Genomic DNA, 16,730 nt, shown 5'->3' with positions numbered 1-16,730 from the left:
TCGACCAGTGCGTCGGGATCAACGTCGAAGCCATACTTGTCCGAAATCTCCCGGATCTTCTTCCGGGTTTCTTCGATGCTGAGAACGCCTCCAAACGTGGTGGGCTCAGCGCCGAGGGCCACGTTCTCAGCCACTGTGAAGACGGGAACCAGCATGAAGTGCTGGTGCACCATGCCGATGCCGGCCGCCATCGCGTCACCGGGGCCACGGAAACTGACCGGTTGGTCATCTACCAGGATCTGGCCGGCGGTAGGTTCGTACAGTCCGTAGAGGACGTTCATGAGGGTTGATTTACCGGCACCATTTTCGCCGAGGAGGCAATGGATCTGGCCGGATTCGACCACGAGGTCGATGTCTTGGTTGGCGTAGAAGGTCCCGAAGGCTTTCGAGATCCCCTTCAATTCGAGTTTCACAACTCCCACCGTTCTGTGAGTCCGAGGGACGGCTGTACTGCTCCAAAGCCACTGGCTTTGAGGCCCAGCGTAGTCAGGGCAAAAACGCGCCGCCAGTACCGGGGCTCGGTACTGGCGGCGCGTCCGGGAATTGCTTTACTTCTTGGGGCTGGCTTCCGACTCAACAACCAGCTTGCCGGAGACAATGTCCGCCTTCAGGGCATCGAGTTCAGACTTCGTTTCGGCAGAGACCGCGGAGTCCAGATCGTGGAAGGGGGCGATAGCAACGCCGTCGTTCTCCAACGTGCCAACATAGGCTTCGTTGTTGAACTTGCCTTCCTTGTCATCCTTCACCACGGCTTCTACGGCCTCGCCCATCTGCTTGACCACGGAGGTCAGCATCAGGTCCTTGTACTCAGGAGCGGTGAGGTAGCCATCGGAGTCGACCCAGATGAGCTTGACGTCCTTGCCGGCAGCCTTGGCTTCCTTCAGCGCAGCGCCTGCGCCCTTACCAACCGGTCCGGCTACGGGCATGATGATGTCCGCGCCCTGGTCCAGCAGGTTGATGGTGACCTGCTTGCCGGTGTCCTGCTTATCGAAGTCGCCCGTGAAGGATCCGTCCTTGGTGTTCTTGTCCCAGCCAACAACCTGGACGGACTTGTTCTTGGCCTTGTTGTAGGCCTGGACGCCGTCGTAGAAACCGTCCATGAAGATGGTGACGGTGGGGATCTTGATACCGCCGAAGGTACCTACCTTGCCGGTCTTGGACGTTGCGGCAGCTGCGTATCCGGCCAGGTATGCTGCCTGCGCCGTGTCATAGACGATCGGCTTGACGTTGGCGATCGGAGTCTCGTACGAGTAGTCGACGATCGCGAAGTGCTTGTCCGTGTTCTTCTCGGCAGCAGCCTTGGTGGCGTCGCCCAAGAGGAAGCCGACGGTGACCGTCAGGTTGCAGCCGGCGGAGATCATGCCGTTGAGGTTGGTCTCGAAATCGCTGTTTGCCTTCGATTCAGCCGACCTGACCTCGATGCCGAGGTCCGTTTCAGCCTTCTTGAGGCCCTCGTACGAGGACTGGTTGAAGGACTGGTCATCGAATCCACCGGAGTCCGAAACGATGCATCCAAGGAAGTCGCTCTTGGTAGCGGTGCCGGAGCCGGCATCGGGGGCCTGTCCACAGCTGGTCAGCAGGAGCGCTGCTGCGCCGAGGGTGGCAACACCGGCCATTGAACCGCGCTTCAGGGTGGCACGCAGTGGTTTCTTCAATTTTCCTCCAGGAAGAAAGTGATTGGCGCTACGACGGATGGTCAATGAGTGTCCGTTTCCTATACCTGAGGGCAGAAATTCTGTTTTCACTGATGCTCGCAGCTGCGCCGAAGCGCATTGATGACACCAACACTAGTGGCCTGGAACACACCCAGCTACCACAAATGATCCCTCCAGGTCAGATTGTTGACCTTTTGTTACCAAGCAGTAGCTGGGTGTGCAAGTCACACGCGATTCACCTGTGGATTAAAGGCGGACCAGCATCTTTCCGGTGTTCGCCCCGTCCAAGAGGTCGATGAAGGCCTGCGGTGCATTCTCCAGCCCGTCAACGATCGTTTCGTCGTAGCTGACAGACCCATCGGCGAGCCAGCCGGCCATCTTCTGCGCGAATTCCGGGGCGTGTTGGCGCTGGCCGCCCACCAGGAATCCACGGAGGGTGAGCTGCTTGCCGATGGCCACGGCCAGGTTCCTGGGCGCAACCGGGGGCTCGGTGGAGTTGTACTGGGCAATGGCACCGCACATGGCGACGCGGCCGCCGACGGTCAGGGTGGCCAAAGCTGCTTCCAGGTGCTCGCCGCCGACGTTGTCGAAGTACACGTCGATGCCGCGCTCCCCCGCCGCATCCTTGAGCTGCCCGAGTACCGGGGCGTCGTTGTAGTTGAAGGCGGCGTCGAAACCGAGCTCCAGCAGGCGGGCAACCTTCTCCGGCGATCCCGCACTGCCGATCACCTTTGAGGCACCCATTGCCTTGGCGATCTGGCCCACCATGGAGCCAACGGCACCAGCGGCTCCGGAGACGAATACCACGTCGCCTTCCTTGAACTCAGCAACCTTCAGCAGCCCCGCATAGGCGGTCAGACCGGTCATGCCAAGTGCGCCAAGGAACGCGGACGTCGGCGCCAGTCCCTTCGGTACGGGAGTGGTTGCCGCGGCATCAACCACCGCGTGTTCGCGCCACCCCAGTTGATGCACGACGACGTCACCCACCTTGTGCGCGTCGGACCGGGACGCGATCACCTCACCGACCGCACCGCCGTCGAGCGCTGCATCGAGGCGGAACGGTGCCGAGTAGGACTTGACGTCGTTCATGCGGCCGCGCATGTAGGGGTCCACGGACATGAACTGGTTCTTCACCAGGACCTGACCCTCGGCGAGCTCCGGGAGCTGCGCCGATGCCAACCGGAAGTTCTCCTCCGTGGGTCGACCCACCGGGCGGGAGGCGAGCTGGATTTCGCGGGTTTCGGTGACGACGGCGTTCATGCTGCGAACTCCACGAGCTTGAGGTCAACGGCCATGTTGCCGCGGGTGGCGTTGGAGTAGGGGCAGATCTGGTGCGCTTTGGCCATCAGCTCTTCGGCGGTGCTGCGGTCCAGCGCAGGCAGGGCGATCTCGAGTTCGGCAGCCAGGCCGTAGCCTTCGCTGTCAGTCAGTGCACCGAAGTGGATCTTGGCAGCAACTGCGGAGTCGCTGAGGTCAACACGTTCCTTGCGGCCCACCAGGCGCAGCGCGGAGTGGAAGCAGGCTGCGTAGCCGGCGGCGAAAAGCTGCTCCGGGTTGGTTCCTTCACCGTTGCCACCGAGTTCAACGGGGCTGGCGAGTGCTACATCCAGTTTGCCGTCATTGGTGCGGGCGTTGCCGTCGCGGCCTTCGCCGGAGGCAAGTGCCTCAGCAGTGTAGAGAGTCTTCATGGTGTTTCCGTTTCTCTTCGGGGAATGGATGTCTCGGGATTTTCCGGGAGTCTGTCAGAGTGAGCTGTTCAAGGCCGTGGTGAGTTTTCCGAGCGTGGCGTGGAGTTGTTCGATCTCTCCGGCGGACAGGCCAGCAGCGTCAGCGAGGCGCTGGGGAACGGCCTGGGCGCGGGCGCTCAAGGCGGTCCCGGCGTCGGTCAGCACAACGTCCACGCGGCGCTCATCCTCGGATGAGCGGCGGCGTTCCACCAGGCCCAGGCCCTCAAGGCGCTTCAGGAGGGGTGACAACGTGCCTGAATCCAGGCCTAGCTCGGCACCAAGGTCCCGGACGCTCCGCGGCTCCTGCTCCCACAACACCAGCATCACCAGGTACTGCGGGTACGTCAGGCCAAGATCCTCCAGGACGGGGCGGTAGACCGCCGTCGCGGCTTTGGACGCGGAGTACAGCGCAAAGCAAACCTGGTGGCGGAGGCGGGGTGCATCACTCATGAATAAAACGATAGTGCACAATTCAATTGTGCACAACTCATCTACGCGTGACCATGCCCAACTGAGTCGCAGCTAAGCGCGCAATGACAGCTCAAAACGCGCTCACATGCGACTCAGGTGGATCTACTGTTCAGTGGGTCTACTGTTCGAGGTCGCGGATGGTGCGCAGGGCAGCTGCGGTCAAGACGCGGATGGCGTATCCGAGGGCGCGTTCGTCAACAATGAAGTCACCGCGGTGGAGGTCGTACTCCTCGCCGCCGGGAGTGTGCGTACCCAGGCGCATCATGGCGCCGGGGAGGTCTGCCAGGAACCAGGCGAAGTCCTCGCCACCCATGGACTGCGGAGTGAGGACCACTGCGTTCTCCCCCAGCTCAGCGCGGGCGGAGGCTTCAATAAGCGCCGTCTCATGCTCGGAGTTGACCACAGGCGGCACGCCACGGGTGTGTTCCAGGTGGACGTCCACGCCATAGGGCGCGGCAACCTGCCGGACGACGTCGTCCAGCAACTCCCCCGCGCTGTGCCAGGCATCGCGATCCAGGCAGCGCATGGTGCCGGCCATGTAGCCGGAGCCCGGGATGGCATTGGGTGCGGAACCCGCGGAAATCTGGCCCCACACAACGGACACGCCGCTGCGGACATCCACGCGCCGGGAAAGAACAGCTGGAACGTTGACCGCAATCTGCGCCAGCGCAAACACCAGGTCTTCAGTCAGGTGCGGCCTGGACGTGTGGCCACCCCGGCCGGAAAGCTCGATTTTGATGGTGTCCGAGGCCGAGGTGATCGCCCCGATACGGGTACCGATCTGGCCCACGTTGATCCGGGGATCGCAGTGCAGCGCCAGGATCCGCGGGACACCCTCAAGCACTCCCTGCTCGATGCAGGACAGCGCGCCGCCCGGCATGGTTTCCTCAGCGGGCTGAAAGATGATCCGGACCGTGCCGCCCAGCGGATTGTTCTTGTGCATCCGCTGCAGCGTCAAGGCGATGCCGAGCATGGCTGTGGTGTGGACATCATGCCCGCAGGCATGCGTCACGCCGTGGTTCTTCGAAGCGAACGGCAGGCCGGTTTCTTCAATGATCGGCAGCGCGTCGATGTCTCCCCGAAGGGCGGTGGCAATGGGACCCTCGCCCACGTCAACCGTCAGCCCGGTTTCCTCCAGGCGCCGCGGCTTCAGCCCGGCAGCTTCAAGCCGCTCCACGAGCTTGTCCGTAGTGCGGAATTCCTTGAAGGACAGCTCAGGGTGCGCGTGCAGGTCACGCCGGAATTCGATGAGCCCGGGAAGCAGCTCATCAACCCAGGGACTCACAACGGGAGCGGGCTCTGTTTCAGTGGTGTAATTGCGCACGTCACAACTCTAGCCATGCGTGGCACCCAAAGAACGAAAGCCACCTCTTGGTTACGCTGCGTTCAGACGCAGGACAACCAAAGAGGTGGCTCACGGTATAAGCGGAGGCTGTTACAACACGTCCGTATCGCCACTGGCCTTGAGGGCATCAACGGTGCCCTTGACCAGTTGCGCGTGCTCCTTGGTGGTGACCAGGAGCGCGTCCGGGGTGTCCACGATGACCACATCCTTGATGCCGATCAGCGCGATGACACGCTTGGTATCGGAGACCACCACGCCGCTGGCATTCTCCGCGAAGACACGGGCGCCTTCACCGAGCACTGTCACCTCATCCACGTCGCCGGCATTGTTGAGGCGGCCGATCGCGGCGAAGTCGCCTACGTCGTCCCAACGGAAAGTACCAGGCACGACGGCGACATCGCCGGCTGCCGCTGCCGGCTCTGCCACGGCGTAGTCAATGGCAATCTTGGGCAGCGTGGGCCATACCCGCGCGGTGACTTCGGCGCGTTGCGGCGTATCCCAGGCTTCGGCGATTTCCTGAAGGCCCTTGAACAATTCGGGCTGGTTCGCTTCAAGGTGCTTGAGCATCAGCGCCACGGGAGCTACGAACATGCCGGCGTTCCAGACGTAATCGCCGGCTTCTACGTATTTGTTGGCAACTTCCTGGCTGGGCTTCTCAACGAACTCCGCCACTGCCAGCGCATTCGGGGCGCCTTCGACGTGGAGGGCAGCACCTGAACGGATGTAGCCGAAGCCTGTGGAGGGGTGCGTGGGCTTGATGCCGATGGTCACGATCTTGCCCATTGCGGCGGTGTAGATCGCCTCGCGCACCGTTTCCTGGAAAAGATGGTCCGGGCTGATGACCTGGTCCGCGGCAAAGGAGCCCATGATGGTTTCCGGATCGCGGCGGTAGAGGATGGCAGCGGCCAGTCCGATCGCAGCGCCGGAGTCCTTGGGCTCGCTTTCGAGTACCAATTCGTCGTCCCCGACCTCGGGAAGCTGGCGGCAGACGGCGGCACGGTGTGCCTCACCCGTCACAACAAGCACCCGTTCGCCGGCCAGGGGCTCCAAGCGATCATAGGTGGCCCTCAACAAGGTGCTGCCCGAACCGGTCAGGTCATGGAGGAACTTGGGCGCAGCGGCCCGCGAGAGCGGCCACAACCGGGTCCCCACACCGCCTGCCGGAATAACCGCATGGAAGCGGTTCATGGGCGATTCCGGGTATTTCGCGTCTTCTGTACTCACCGCAACACTTTATCCGACGCAAGCGCGAAGCCCCGCAGTACGCCACGCATGTGGTGTTCGTCTCAGGAAGTGGGCAAAATCGCCTGAATACTGGCACGAAACATGGAATTAACAAGGAGAGAAGCCCGTCCTAAATTGAATATGCTGTGAGCGAAGCCTAGATTTAGGCGTGAGCTACGAGTGCTCTCGCAGCAGGCGTTCCCCCCGCGTGGATCCCATGCCAGCGCCGCTGTGTTGCAGGAAGGTTTAATCAGTGCCGACAAAACCAGCTGGCACCTTGTACCGCGGCCGTGAAGGCATGTGGTCCTGGGTTGGACACCGTATTACCGGTGTAGTGATCTTTTTCTTCTTGTTGGTCCATGTGCTGGACACCTCATTGGTGCGCGTGTCCCCTGAGGCCTACACGGCCGTTATTGGTGCTTACAAGAACCCCCTCATGGCCCTGGGGGAAACGGGCCTGGTCGCTGCGATCATCTTCCACGCCTTCAACGGCCTGCGCGTGATTGCCATCGACTTCTGGAAAAAGGGCGCCAAGTACCAGCGCCAGATGCTGTGGATCGTACTTGCGCTGTGGCTGGTCACGTTCGCCGGCTTCGCCATCCGCCACCTTTCCCTCGCGCTGGGAGGCCACTAAGCCATGACAACCATTGAATCTCCACGCAGCGGAAAAATCGGTGCCGGGAAGATCGCTCCGAAGTACAGCCGCAACGGTTCCAGCCGTGGCAACTTCGAGATGATCGCCTGGCTCTTCATGCGTCTGTCCGGCATCGTCCTGGTGGTGCTGATCTTCGGCCACCTCTTCGTGAACCTGCTGGTAGGCGAAGGCATTCACGCGATCGACTTCGGCTTTGTTGCCGGCAAGTGGGCCGATCCGTTCTGGCAGTTCTGGGATCTCGCCATGCTGTGGCTTGCCATGCTGCACGGAACCAACGGCGTGCGCACCATCATCAACGACTACGCCGAGAAGGATTCCACGCGCTTCTGGCTCAAGATGGTCCTCTACGCGGCCACCCTGGTCATCATCATCCTGGGCACGCTGGTGATCTTCACCTTCAACCCGTGCCCCGTTGTTGACGGCGTTCAGCTTCCTGGCGGATTCTGCCCGGCCCCGTAGCAGCGTTGCCGGCAGCTCCCTGAAGTGAACCGGCTCGCCTGACGTAGCGGAGCAGCCTCCGCCGACCATCTGAATTTTTGAAAGAGAGAGCATCTGGTATGCAGGTCCATAAGTACGACGTCGTCATTGTCGGTGCAGGTGGCGCCGGCATGCGCGCCGCGATCGAGTCCGGTCAGCGCGCACGCACCGCGGTACTGACCAAGCTCTACCCCACCCGCTCGCACACAGGTGCGGCCCAGGGTGGAATGTGTGCAGCACTGGCCAACGTCGAAGAAGACAACTGGGAATGGCACACCTTTGACACCATCAAGGGTGGCGACTACCTGGTTGACCAGGACGCAGCCGAGGTCATGGCGAAGGAAGCCATTGACGCCGTGCTGGACCTGGAGAAGATGGGTCTGCCGTTCAACCGCACACCCGAAGGCCGCATTGACCAGCGCCGCTTCGGTGGCCACACCCGCGATCACGGCAAGGCTCCTGTCCGCCGTGCTTGCTATGCAGCCGACCGTACAGGTCACATGATCCTGCAGACCCTGTACCAAAACTGCGTCAAGCACAACGTTGAGTTCTACAACGAGTACTACGTCCTGGACCTGCTGATCGTCGAAGAAGACGCAGTACGCGAAGACGGCACCCCGTACAAGCAGAAGCGCGTTGCCGGCGTGGTCTCCTACGACCTCGCTTCCGGTGAGCTCCACGTCTTCCAGGCCAAGTCCGTGGTGTTCGCTTCCGGCGGCGCGGGCAAGGTCTTCAAGACCACGTCCAACGCCCACACCCTCACGGGCGACGGCATGGGCATCGCTTTCCGCCGCGGCATCCCCCTGGAAGACATGGAGTTCTTCCAGTTCCACCCGACCGGCCTCGCCGGCCTGGGCATCCTCCTCACCGAGGGTGCACGTGGTGAAGGTGCCATCCTGCGTAACTCGGAGGGGGAGCGCTTCATGGAGCGCTACGCCCCCACCATCAAGGACCTCGCACCCCGCGACATCGTGGCCCGCGCCATGGCGAACGAAGTGCGTGAAGGCCGCGGTTGTGGTCCCAACAAGGATTACGTCCTCCTGGACCTGACCCACCTTGAGCCGGCGCACATCGAAGCCAAGCTTCCGGACATCACCGAGTTCGCCCGCACCTACCTGGGTGTGGAACCGTTCACGGATCCGGTTCCGGTGTTCCCCACGGCGCACTACGCTATGGGCGGCATCCCCACCAACATCACCACCGAGGTGCTGCAGGACAACGACACAATCGTGCCGGGCCTCTACGCCGCCGGTGAGGTTGCCTGCGTTTCCGTCCACGGCTCCAACCGATTGGGCACCAACTCGCTCCTGGACATCAACGTGTTCGGCAAGCGCGCAGGCATCGCCGCTGCGGAGTACTCCAAGACCGCCGACTACGTCGAGCTGCCGGAGGACCCCGAGGCAATGACCCGTGGCATCCTGAACGGGCTCCTTACCGGCAACGGTACCGAGCGTGTGGCACAGATCCGCAAGGAACTGCAGGACACCATGGACGCCAACATGCAGGTGTTCCGCACCAAGGAATCCTTGGAGCAGGTCCTTCGCGACATCGCTTCCTTCGAAGAGCGGTACAAGCACGTTACCGTTCAGGACAAGGGCAAGCGCTTCAATCTGGACCTCCTGGAAGCCGTGGAACTGGGCTTCCTCCTGGACATGGCCAAGGTCATGACCGTTGGTGCACTGCACCGTGAAGAGTCACGCGGCGGCCACTACCGCGAGGACTTCCCGGACCGCAACGACGAGAAGTTCATGAAGCACTCCATGGCTTACCTGGACACTTCCGTCACCGTCGACTCCTCGGCGGAATCCGTCGCGGGCATCCGTCTTGAGACGAAGCCCGTCATCTTCACCCGTTACGAGCCGATGGAGCGTAAGTACTAATGACCACCGAAATGGCAGAGCCCGCTTCCAAGATCGAGCTCCCGGCAAGCGTTGCCGGCGACGGTGAAATCCCCACGTTCCACATCACGCTGCGTGTGCGTCGCTACGATCCCGAAATCTCGGACGAAGCACGTTGGGACGACTACAAACTGACCATGTACGGCACGGACCGTGTGTTGGATGCCCTCCACAAGGTCAAGTGGGAGATTGACGGCAGCGTTTCCTTCCGTCGCTCCTGCGCCCACGGTGTTTGCGGTTCCGATGCCATGCGCATCAACGGCCGCAACCGCCTCGCCTGCAAGACGCTGCTGAAGGACCTGGACACCACCAAGCCCATCACCGTCGAACCGATCAAGGGCCTCCCCGTGGAGAAGGACCTGATCGTGGACATGGAGCCGTTCTTCCAGTCCTTCCGTGAAGTCATGCCGTTCCTGATCAACAAGGGCCACGAGCCCACCAAGGAACGCCTGCAGTCCGTCGAGGACCGTGAGCGCTTTGACGACACCACCAAGTGCATCCTGTGCGCCGCGTGCACCTCGTCCTGCCCGGTCTTCTGGACCGATGGCCAGTACTTTGGTCCTGCGGCGATCGTCAACGCACACCGCTTCATCTTCGATTCCCGTGATGATGCCGGCGACATGCGCCTTGAGATCCTCAACGACAAGGAAGGCGTGTGGCGCTGCCGCACCACCTTCAACTGTTCGGAAGCCTGCCCCCGTGGCATCCAGGTGACCCAGGCAATCGCAGAGGTCAAGCAGGCCATCTTGTCCCGCAAGATCTAGTTCGCGTTTCACCACAAGAACACACGACGACGGCGCCACTCACCACTGATGGTGAGGGGCGCCGTCGTCGTTAATCAACTGCCGCAACCGGCTCCGCAACGCAAGGAGATCAGCGTGTCACGCTCTGAAAAGATCAGCTTTACGGGTAGCACCGGCGACGCCTTGGCAGGCATCGTGGACGTTCCCGAAGGGCCCATCCGTGGCTGGGGCTTGTACTCGCACGGGCTGACCCTCGGCAAAGACAGCCCCGCAGCATCCCGGATCTGCAAGGGACTCGCGGAGCAGGGCGTGGGGATGCTGCGTTTCGACAACCTCGGCCTGGGCGGATCCGCGGGCGAATGGTCGGCCGGGTCCTTCAGCGTCAAAGTGGCCGACACCGTCCTGGCCGCGGAGTTCATGCGGGAACAAGGCCGGGCAATTTCCTTGCTGGTGGGCCACTCGTTCGGCGGTGCGGCAGTGCTCGCCGCAGCCCGCGACGTTCCGGGCCTGAACGCCGTGGTAACCGTTGCAGCGCCCTACGAGCCCAAGCATGTTGAGCACATGTTCGACACCGAGATGGAAGACATCCTGCGCGATGGCAGTGCCGTGGTGGACCTCGGCGGCCGGCCCATGGAGGTCCGCCGCCACTTTGTGGAGGACGTGGAACGCGCGGATCTGCGCGACTGCATCCGAACCCTCCACAAGCCCCTGATGGTGATGCACTCCCCCACTGACAACACCGTGGGGATCGACAACGCCAGTGAAATCTTCCGTACTGCCCGGCACCCACGCAGTTTCATCTCCTTGGAAGGCAGTGAGCACCTCCTCACCGGGAAGGGCCAGGCAGCACGGGTTGCGCGCATCATCAGCGCCTGGGCGGACCCGTACCTGGAAGTCCCCGACGCCGTCTAAGTGCCGTTGCAACCCAACTGTGTAGCAGCAGAGCGCGTTCTGACAGCTCAAAACGCGCTCTGCTGCGTATTAGTTGGGTACTACTTGCCGATAGCGGCTTTGCTCTCACTCAGCCACTGCTCGGCTGCTTTCTCCGGGCTCAGCCGCTTGAACAGGACATCGGTGTTGACACGGGCGGTGATCTCGGAAACCGCCGTGGATCCGGTGGGACCGATGAATGTTGGCGCGAACTCCATCTTGCCGATCTGGTCGATATAGGCCGCCTCCGCCTTGCCCTGGGGTGTCAGGAGGTCCTGGATGGCTGTTCGCATGCCCGAGTTGCTGGGCACTCCGCGGTCGCTCTGGATGATCTTTGCGGCGGCCTCATTGTTGATGAGGAAGCTGACCAGCTTGGCTGCGGCATCTGTGTGCTTGCTCCGGGCCGAGATGGTGTAGAACTGCGAGGACTGCAGCCAGATCCCGGGCGTGGGCTTCTCCCCCGGAAGTTTGAGCAATTTCAACTCCGTGCCCGAGGCTTTGCTCAGGGCGGTCAGTGAGTTGGTCCACGTCAGCATCATGCCGGCCTGCCCCATACCCATGAGGGTTTGTTCCGTGCTGACGTTCAGTTTCTCCACGGTCTCCGAAGCGCTCGGAGCGGCGCCGGACTCGCTGAGCTTCAGTGAGAAGTCAAAGTAGTCCTGCACGGTGTCCTTATCCAGGCCCAGCTGGCCGTCCTGGGTGTAGAGAGACTTGCCGCGTTGGCGGGCGAAGGCGTCCAAGGAATCGTGCGTCAGGACTGTCGCCGTGCCGTAGGTTCCCTTGGGGCTCTTGTCCGTGATGTCAGCCGCGGTCTTGGCAAAGTCGTCCCAGGACCAGGTGCTGTCGTCCGGCAGGGCCACACCCGCAGCTTGGAACACGGCAGGGTTCACCACGATGGCCAAGGCGTTGGCGCCCGTGGAGACGCCGTACTGCTTGCCTTGGACCTGCCCGTTTTCCAAGGCTCCCTGGTCCATCTTGGACAGATCCAGCGAACCCTCCACCTTGGAGAGGTCCAGGAGGGCGCCGCGGTTGGCGTATTCAGCCGGGTACGCACCACCCATGGTAATGACGTCGGGGGCGTCGTTGGCTGCTACCTGGGTAGCCAGTTTGTCGAAGTAACCGCCGATGTCACCGTACTCGGGCTTCACCTTGATGTTGGGGTTGGCAGCCTCGAACTCCTTGATGGCCTTGTTTGTCAGGTCCGCACGGGTGGCATTGCCCCACCATGAGAAGCGGATCTCCACGGGCCCGTCTTCGGGTTGGTTGGAGGATGTGCCGGAACAGGCTGCAGTGAGGCCGAGCATGCTGACAACTGCCGCAAAAGCTATGGATTTCCGGATGCGCCGGAGGGATTTACTCGTCATTGGGTAAGCTTCTTTCAGGCTCAGAAAACGGTTCCTGAAACGTATCAAGGAGGTGTATATTCGTCAATAGTTTGGGGTATGAACTATTTTTACCGACCGAGGAGAACCTTGTGAAAACCCTGCGCCTGGACCAGATCCAGATCCGGGACCCCTTTGTGCTGACCCAACCGGCCACCGGAAACTACCTGCTCTTCGGCAGCACGGATAAGAACATCTGGTCCGGCCAAGCCACCGGATTCGACTGCTACAGGAGCAGCGACCTGACCACGTGGGACGGCCCCTTCGAAGCCTTCAGGCCCCCACCAGGCTTCTGGAGCCAGGAGCAGTACTGGGCTCCGGAGGTCCACGGATACCACGGGCGCTACTACATGTTCGCGACGTTCATCAGCCCTGGCCGCCTCCGTGGAACCCAGATTCTTGCCGCCGATAAGCCCGAAGGACCCTATGAACCCTGGAGCGAGGGCCCTGTCACTCCCGCAAACTGGCAATGCCTGGACGGCACCCTTCACTTGGATGCAGAAGGAACACCGTGGATCATTTTCTGCCACGAGTGGAAGCAAGTGCACGACGGCGCCATGATGGCACAGCGCCTCAGCCCGGACCTCCGGACCACTGAAGGTGTTCCTGTCTTCCTCTTCAGTGCCTCGGAGGCGCCATGGGCGCGCGCCCTCGATGTTCCCTCCGTCCGTGACCGGGAATTCCCTGTTTTTGTTACCGATGGCCCGTTCCTCCACAGGCTCAGCAGCGGCAACCTCATCATGCTGTGGTCCAGCTTTGGCGAGAACGGTTATGCCATGGGTATAGCCCGCAGTGAATCAGGAACGGTGCCGGGCCCCTGGGCCCAGGAAGCCGAACCACTCTGGGGTACTGATGGCGGCCATGGAATGATCGCCCGCGACCTCGACGGCAGCCTTTTCCTGACGCTCCATCAGCCCAATAAGACCCCCTACGAGAGGGCAGCGTTCTTCCCTCTCGAGGAAAGTGAAGACACAGTGACACTCGCCGGTACAACCATTTCCGAAAGGCTGCCATGAACCCGCCACCCCCTTCCATCGATCGCAAGGGACTGGTCCAGCGACACAATGTCCGCCAAAACAGGTTGGATCCGCGCAGTCCCGTCTCGGTGGGCAACGGCGAGTTCGCCTTCACCATGGACCTCACCGGCCTGCAATCATTGCCCGCCCACTATCCCGTGGGGGCGCGCGATGAGCTGCCGCCCGGAACACTCCTGGGGACGCAGGCGCAGTGGGGCTGGCACTCCGTCCCGCCGCTCGAACCGTATGACCTCGCCGGCTCCACTGTCCTCTACGATTCGCCCCGCGGCCCGGTCCCCTATGTGGACATGGTGGGTGACATAGTCAACGATCGCGAAACGGACACCTCCCTCGCTGAAACCTGGCTCAGGGCCAATGCGCACCGACTCGACTTGGGGCGCCTCGGCTTCCGCTGGAGGGAGGGCGGCGTTGACCGACCCCTCGTGCCTGCGGACATCGCCGATACTGAACAAACGCTCGACCTCTGGACGGGCACGGTGACCAGCAGCTTCATGCTGGCCGGCCACCGGGTCAAAGTCACGACGGCGTGCCACCCGGACCGGGATGAGCTGGGCTTTCGCGTCGAGTCGGCTGCCCTTGAGGCAGGTCTGCTGGTGGGCATCGGGTTCCCCTACGGGTCCGAGGCCTGGCATGACGCCGCGGACTGGAACCGACCGGACGCCCACACCACCAAACTCACAGGACCGACACCGGTGAAGGAGGACCCTGGAACCGCAGCCTGGACAGCTCACCGGGAACTGGACGATTCCCGCTACCACGTGGTGATCACAGGCGGGAACCTGACGGTGGAACAGGTTGGCCGGCATGAACTTCTCCTTGCCTTGGTTTCATCCGGGACTGGTGCCGGCATACCAGCGCTGGACTTCTCAGTGGCTTTCCTGTCGGCGGGCGATGGCGAATGCATCCCCAGGGGCAACAACAGCTCCGCCAACCAGGCACAGCAGCAAACCGTCCCCGCGGAGGCGGGAAACGGCGTCGGACTTTCACCTGCAGGTTCCGTCATCGAGGCCTCTGCCACCCACTGGCCGGCGTTCTGGTCTTCGGGAGGTGCGATCGAACTCGATGCCACCGACGATCCGCGGGCCAAGGAATTGGAACGGCGGATTGTGCTGTCCCAGTACCTGACGGCGATCAACTGCTCCGGCTCGCTACCCCCGCAGGAGACAGGGCTTGTGTGCAATTCGTGGCGTGGCCGCTTCCACTTGGAAATGCACTGGTGGCATGCCGCGCACTTTGCGCACTGGAACCGCGTGGAACTGCTCCTGCCATCGTTGCGCTGGTACACCAGCGTGCTGGAAACCTCCCGGCAAACAGCCAAAACGCAAGGATTCGACGGCGTCCGCTGGCCCAAACAGGTGGGCCCGGACGGACGGGAAAGCCCAAGCCCCATCGGCACATTCCTGATCTGGCAGCAACCCCATCCCATCCACTTGGCTGAGTTGGTGTACCGGGCCAACCCGGGCAGGCAGGTGCTGGAGGAGTTCGCGGAGATTGTCTTTGAGTCAGCCGCCTTCATGGCAAGCTTTGCCCACCCCACCTCGCGCGGCTTTGAACTGGGGCCTCCCTTGATTCCGGCGCAGGAAAGCTACGGCGCGATCCGGTCCAAGGTCACCAATCCCACCTTCGAATTGGCGTATTGGCAGTGGGGCCTGCGGACGGCTTCGGCGTGGCGGGCGAGGCTGGGGCTGGAACCTGTTCCGGCATGGTCTGAGGTAGCAGATGGCCTGGTTCCACCACGGGTGGTGGACGGCGTGTATGCCGCGATCGACGTGGAGCCCTTCACCATACGAACCGACCACCCCTCCATGCTCTGTGCGCTCGGGGTCCTTCCGCAGACCGACCTCATTGATCCGGACCTCATGCGGGCCACACTGTCCGATGTCCTGGCCGATTGGGACTGGGGCAGCACCTGGGGTTGGGACTATCCGGTGATGGCCATGACTGCCGCGCGGCTGGAGGATCCGGAAGCCGCCGTTGATGCGCTACTCCTGAACGCCGGCAAGAACACAGTCCTGGCCAACGGCCACAACAGACAGACAGACTCGTTGCCGCTGTACCTTCCGGGCAATGGCGGGCTTCTGGCTGCTGTGGCCCTCATGGCCGCCGGTTGGGACAACGGCCCGGCACGACACGCACCCGGGTTCCCCGCTGACTGGACCGTTGCCTGGGAGGGGCTGGTGCAGGCACCCTAGCTGCGGCGGGGTCCCACGGCTGCGCCCACGAGGGCCCCCAACCCCACTCCGATGAGGATGCCCAGGAACGGGGAGTTGAAGATCAGTTGGCCCACGATCAGGCCGACGGCAGCCCCGAGGAGACAGCCGATCCACAGTTGATTGTTCATGGCGTCTCCCTTGGGAAAAGGACTGTCAGGTGCGGGGCATAACGCGGCGGGACCCCAGGACTTTCTTGCGTGGAGCCTCCCCTGATTCAGTATCTGCCTCACGGATGGCCGACCACGACGCTGAGACGAGATACACCTGGCTTACCAGGTTGAACCAGATCAACAAGCCGATAATGATGGCAAACGATGCCAGGACCGGATTATTTCCGGAGCGGGCAAGAAGTTCGGTGCTGAAGAATTGGAGGACAGTGGTCCCCACGCCGGCCAGCACTACCCCTTCCAGGAACGCGCGGCGCCCCAGCTTCAGGCCGCCTGCGATCCGGAACAGTACTGCCGCCGTCGCGCAGTTCAAAAGGAGGGGAACCACAATCTTGACGGTGGAGGCGATAGGTGCGGCCACTGCCTCGTCCAGCTTCAACAGGTCGATGAACCAATCGGCCGCTGTTCCGAAAATCAGGGACGCGCCGGCGCTGATGATCAGGATGACCCCGAGGAGAACCAAGGTGCCGGCGTCGATGAGCTTTTGAAGAAGACCGTTGCGCATGAGCGGATCAGCGTTCATCACCCCACGGAGCCCCTCCCTGACGCTGGCAATCCAGCCAAGGGACGTGAAGATGGTGACGGCTGCAGCGATCAGCGCCGTCCAGCCGAGGCCGGACGGGTTCAGCAGTGTTTGCGGGTCCACCAGGCCTTCACCGCCATTGACCTGGAGAAGACCGGGCGCCGCGGATGCCACACTGCCGATGACAGCGTCTTCCAGCACAGGGTTGCCACCGAGGACGATGCCGGCGATCGCGAAACCCGTGGTCAGCAAACCCGTCACGGAGAAGAACATGTTGAATCCG

General features: G+C 62.3%; 17 protein-coding genes. 7 read left to right on the top strand and 10 right to left on the bottom strand.

Features of this window, described 5'->3' with window-relative positions:
• The 7 genes from HP499_RS09615 to HP499_RS09585 all read right to left on the bottom strand — a co-directional run.
• The coding region (locus HP499_RS09615) for an ATP-binding cassette domain-containing protein (protein WP_172323859.1) at nucleotides 1-413 on the bottom strand (413 nt) is incomplete at its 3' end.
• Between the two features lie 135 nt (nucleotides 414-548).
• Nucleotides 549-1,616, bottom strand: coding sequence for a BMP family protein (locus tag HP499_RS09610; protein ID WP_172323861.1), 1,068 nt, complete (start codon nucleotides 1,614-1,616; stop codon nucleotides 549-551).
• Between the two features lie 285 nt (nucleotides 1,617-1,901).
• Nucleotides 1,902-2,915 carry an NADP-dependent oxidoreductase gene (locus HP499_RS09605; RefSeq protein WP_172323858.1) on the bottom strand — a complete coding sequence of 338 codons (1,014 nt, stop codon included), beginning with the start codon at nucleotides 2,913-2,915 and terminating at the stop codon, nucleotides 1,902-1,904.
• Nucleotides 2,912-3,343, bottom strand: a complete 432-nt coding sequence (locus tag HP499_RS09600) for an organic hydroperoxide resistance protein (protein WP_026542856.1) — start codon at nucleotides 3,341-3,343, stop codon at nucleotides 2,912-2,914. Before HP499_RS09600 ends, HP499_RS09605 begins: the two co-directional genes overlap by 4 nt.
• 54 nt (nucleotides 3,344-3,397) lie before the next feature.
• Entirely contained in the window at nucleotides 3,398-3,832 is a 435-nt protein-coding gene (locus HP499_RS09595) for a MarR family winged helix-turn-helix transcriptional regulator (RefSeq protein WP_172323857.1), read from the bottom strand.
• Nucleotides 3,833-3,971: 139 nt separating this feature from the next.
• Nucleotides 3,972-5,177 carry an amidohydrolase gene (locus tag HP499_RS09590; RefSeq protein WP_024820064.1) on the bottom strand — a complete coding sequence of 402 codons (1,206 nt, stop codon included), beginning with the start codon at nucleotides 5,175-5,177 and terminating at the stop codon, nucleotides 3,972-3,974.
• Between the two features lie 111 nt (nucleotides 5,178-5,288).
• Complete coding sequence (locus HP499_RS09585) at nucleotides 5,289-6,386, bottom strand: sugar phosphate nucleotidyltransferase (protein ID WP_216659886.1); 1,098 nt, start codon at nucleotides 6,384-6,386, stop codon at nucleotides 5,289-5,291.
• Between the two features lie 289 nt (nucleotides 6,387-6,675).
• On the opposite strand from HP499_RS09585, the gene sdhC reads away from it, so the two are divergent.
• The 5 genes from sdhC to HP499_RS09560 all read left to right on the top strand — a co-directional run bounded on the left by sdhC (nucleotide 6,676) and on the right by HP499_RS09560 (nucleotide 11,107).
• Nucleotides 6,676-7,056 (top strand): succinate dehydrogenase, cytochrome b556 subunit, encoded by a 381-nt coding sequence (gene sdhC / locus HP499_RS09580; RefSeq protein ID WP_089594138.1) that lies wholly within the window; start codon nucleotides 6,676-6,678, stop codon nucleotides 7,054-7,056.
• A gap of 3 nt (nucleotides 7,057-7,059) precedes the next feature.
• Entirely contained in the window at nucleotides 7,060-7,536 is a 477-nt protein-coding gene (locus HP499_RS09575; protein WP_172323855.1) for a succinate dehydrogenase hydrophobic membrane anchor subunit, read from the top strand.
• Between the two features lie 98 nt (nucleotides 7,537-7,634).
• Nucleotides 7,635-9,434, top strand: a complete 1,800-nt coding sequence (sdhA, locus tag HP499_RS09570; RefSeq protein WP_026547511.1) for a succinate dehydrogenase flavoprotein subunit — start codon at nucleotides 7,635-7,637, stop codon at nucleotides 9,432-9,434.
• A complete protein-coding gene (locus HP499_RS09565; RefSeq protein WP_026542862.1) occupies nucleotides 9,434-10,216 on the top strand; it encodes a succinate dehydrogenase iron-sulfur subunit in 783 nt (260 codons plus the stop codon). Before sdhA ends, HP499_RS09565 begins: the two co-directional genes overlap by 1 nt.
• Before the next feature lie 114 nt (nucleotides 10,217-10,330).
• The gene (locus HP499_RS09560) at nucleotides 10,331-11,107 is read left to right on the top strand and encodes an alpha/beta fold hydrolase (protein WP_172323854.1); all 777 of its coding nucleotides are present in this window, start codon (nucleotides 10,331-10,333) and stop codon (nucleotides 11,105-11,107) included.
• 80 nt (nucleotides 11,108-11,187) lie between these two features.
• On the opposite strand, the gene HP499_RS09555 is transcribed toward HP499_RS09560, so the two are convergent.
• Nucleotides 11,188-12,489, bottom strand: coding sequence for an ABC transporter substrate-binding protein (locus HP499_RS09555; protein WP_172323853.1), 1,302 nt, complete (start codon nucleotides 12,487-12,489; stop codon nucleotides 11,188-11,190).
• A gap of 110 nt (nucleotides 12,490-12,599) precedes the next feature.
• Here HP499_RS09555 and HP499_RS09550 point away from each other — a divergent pair, with 110 nt between their 5' ends.
• Both HP499_RS09550 and HP499_RS09545 read left to right on the top strand, forming a co-directional pair.
• Nucleotides 12,600-13,523, top strand: a complete 924-nt coding sequence (locus tag HP499_RS09550; protein ID WP_309138369.1) for a glycoside hydrolase family 43 protein — start codon at nucleotides 12,600-12,602, stop codon at nucleotides 13,521-13,523.
• Nucleotides 13,520-15,736: a hypothetical protein gene (locus tag HP499_RS09545; RefSeq protein ID WP_172323852.1), complete on the top strand. Its 2,217-nt coding sequence runs from the start codon at nucleotides 13,520-13,522 to the stop codon at nucleotides 15,734-15,736. Before HP499_RS09550 ends, HP499_RS09545 begins: the two co-directional genes overlap by 4 nt.
• Here the strand turns inward: HP499_RS09545 and HP499_RS09540 are convergent.
• The gene (locus tag HP499_RS09540) at nucleotides 15,733-15,885 is read right to left on the bottom strand and encodes a glycine zipper domain-containing protein (protein ID WP_172323851.1); all 153 of its coding nucleotides are present in this window, start codon (nucleotides 15,883-15,885) and stop codon (nucleotides 15,733-15,735) included. The genes HP499_RS09545 and HP499_RS09540 overlap by 4 nt on opposite strands.
• Before the next feature lie 25 nt (nucleotides 15,886-15,910).
• Nucleotides 15,911-16,730: YihY/virulence factor BrkB family protein (locus tag HP499_RS09535; RefSeq protein ID WP_172323850.1), on the bottom strand; the 820-nt coding region annotated here is incomplete at its 5' end.

This window comes from Paenarthrobacter sp. CM16 (genome assembly GCF_013179505.1).
Taxonomy (GTDB): Bacteria; Actinomycetota; Actinomycetes; order Actinomycetales; family Micrococcaceae; genus Arthrobacter.
Note: the sequence above shows the minus strand (reverse complement) of the source record. Positions and strands in the feature narration are given on the sequence as shown.

What these genes read in the sequence shown, in the direction of transcription:
- HP499_RS09610 (WP_172323861.1), bottom strand. Translation starts at nt 1,616, where the DNA reads ATGGCCGGTGTTGCCACCCTCGGCGCAGCAGCGCTCCTGCTGACCAGC.
- HP499_RS09605 (WP_172323858.1), bottom strand. Translation starts at nt 2,915, where the DNA reads ATGAACGCCGTCGTCACCGAAACCCGCGAAATCCAGCTCGCCTCCCGC.
- HP499_RS09600 (WP_026542856.1), bottom strand. Translation starts at nt 3,343, where the DNA reads ATGAAGACTCTCTACACTGCTGAGGCACTTGCCTCCGGCGAAGGCCGC.
- HP499_RS09595 (WP_172323857.1), bottom strand. Translation starts at nt 3,832, where the DNA reads ATGAGTGATGCACCCCGCCTCCGCCACCAGGTTTGCTTTGCGCTGTAC.
- HP499_RS09585 (WP_216659886.1), bottom strand. Translation starts at nt 6,386, where the DNA reads ATGAACCGCTTCCATGCGGTTATTCCGGCAGGCGGTGTGGGGACCCGG.
- HP499_RS09575 (WP_172323855.1), top strand. Translation starts at nt 7,060, where the DNA reads ATGACAACCATTGAATCTCCACGCAGCGGAAAAATCGGTGCCGGGAAG.
- sdhA (WP_026547511.1), top strand. Translation starts at nt 7,635, where the DNA reads ATGCAGGTCCATAAGTACGACGTCGTCATTGTCGGTGCAGGTGGCGCC.
- HP499_RS09565 (WP_026542862.1), top strand. Translation starts at nt 9,434, where the DNA reads ATGACCACCGAAATGGCAGAGCCCGCTTCCAAGATCGAGCTCCCGGCA.
- HP499_RS09555 (WP_172323853.1), bottom strand. Translation starts at nt 12,489, where the DNA reads ATGACGAGTAAATCCCTCCGGCGCATCCGGAAATCCATAGCTTTTGCG.
- HP499_RS09545 (WP_172323852.1), top strand. Translation starts at nt 13,520, where the DNA reads ATGAACCCGCCACCCCCTTCCATCGATCGCAAGGGACTGGTCCAGCGA.
- HP499_RS09540 (WP_172323851.1), bottom strand. Translation starts at nt 15,885, where the DNA reads ATGAACAATCAACTGTGGATCGGCTGTCTCCTCGGGGCTGCCGTCGGC.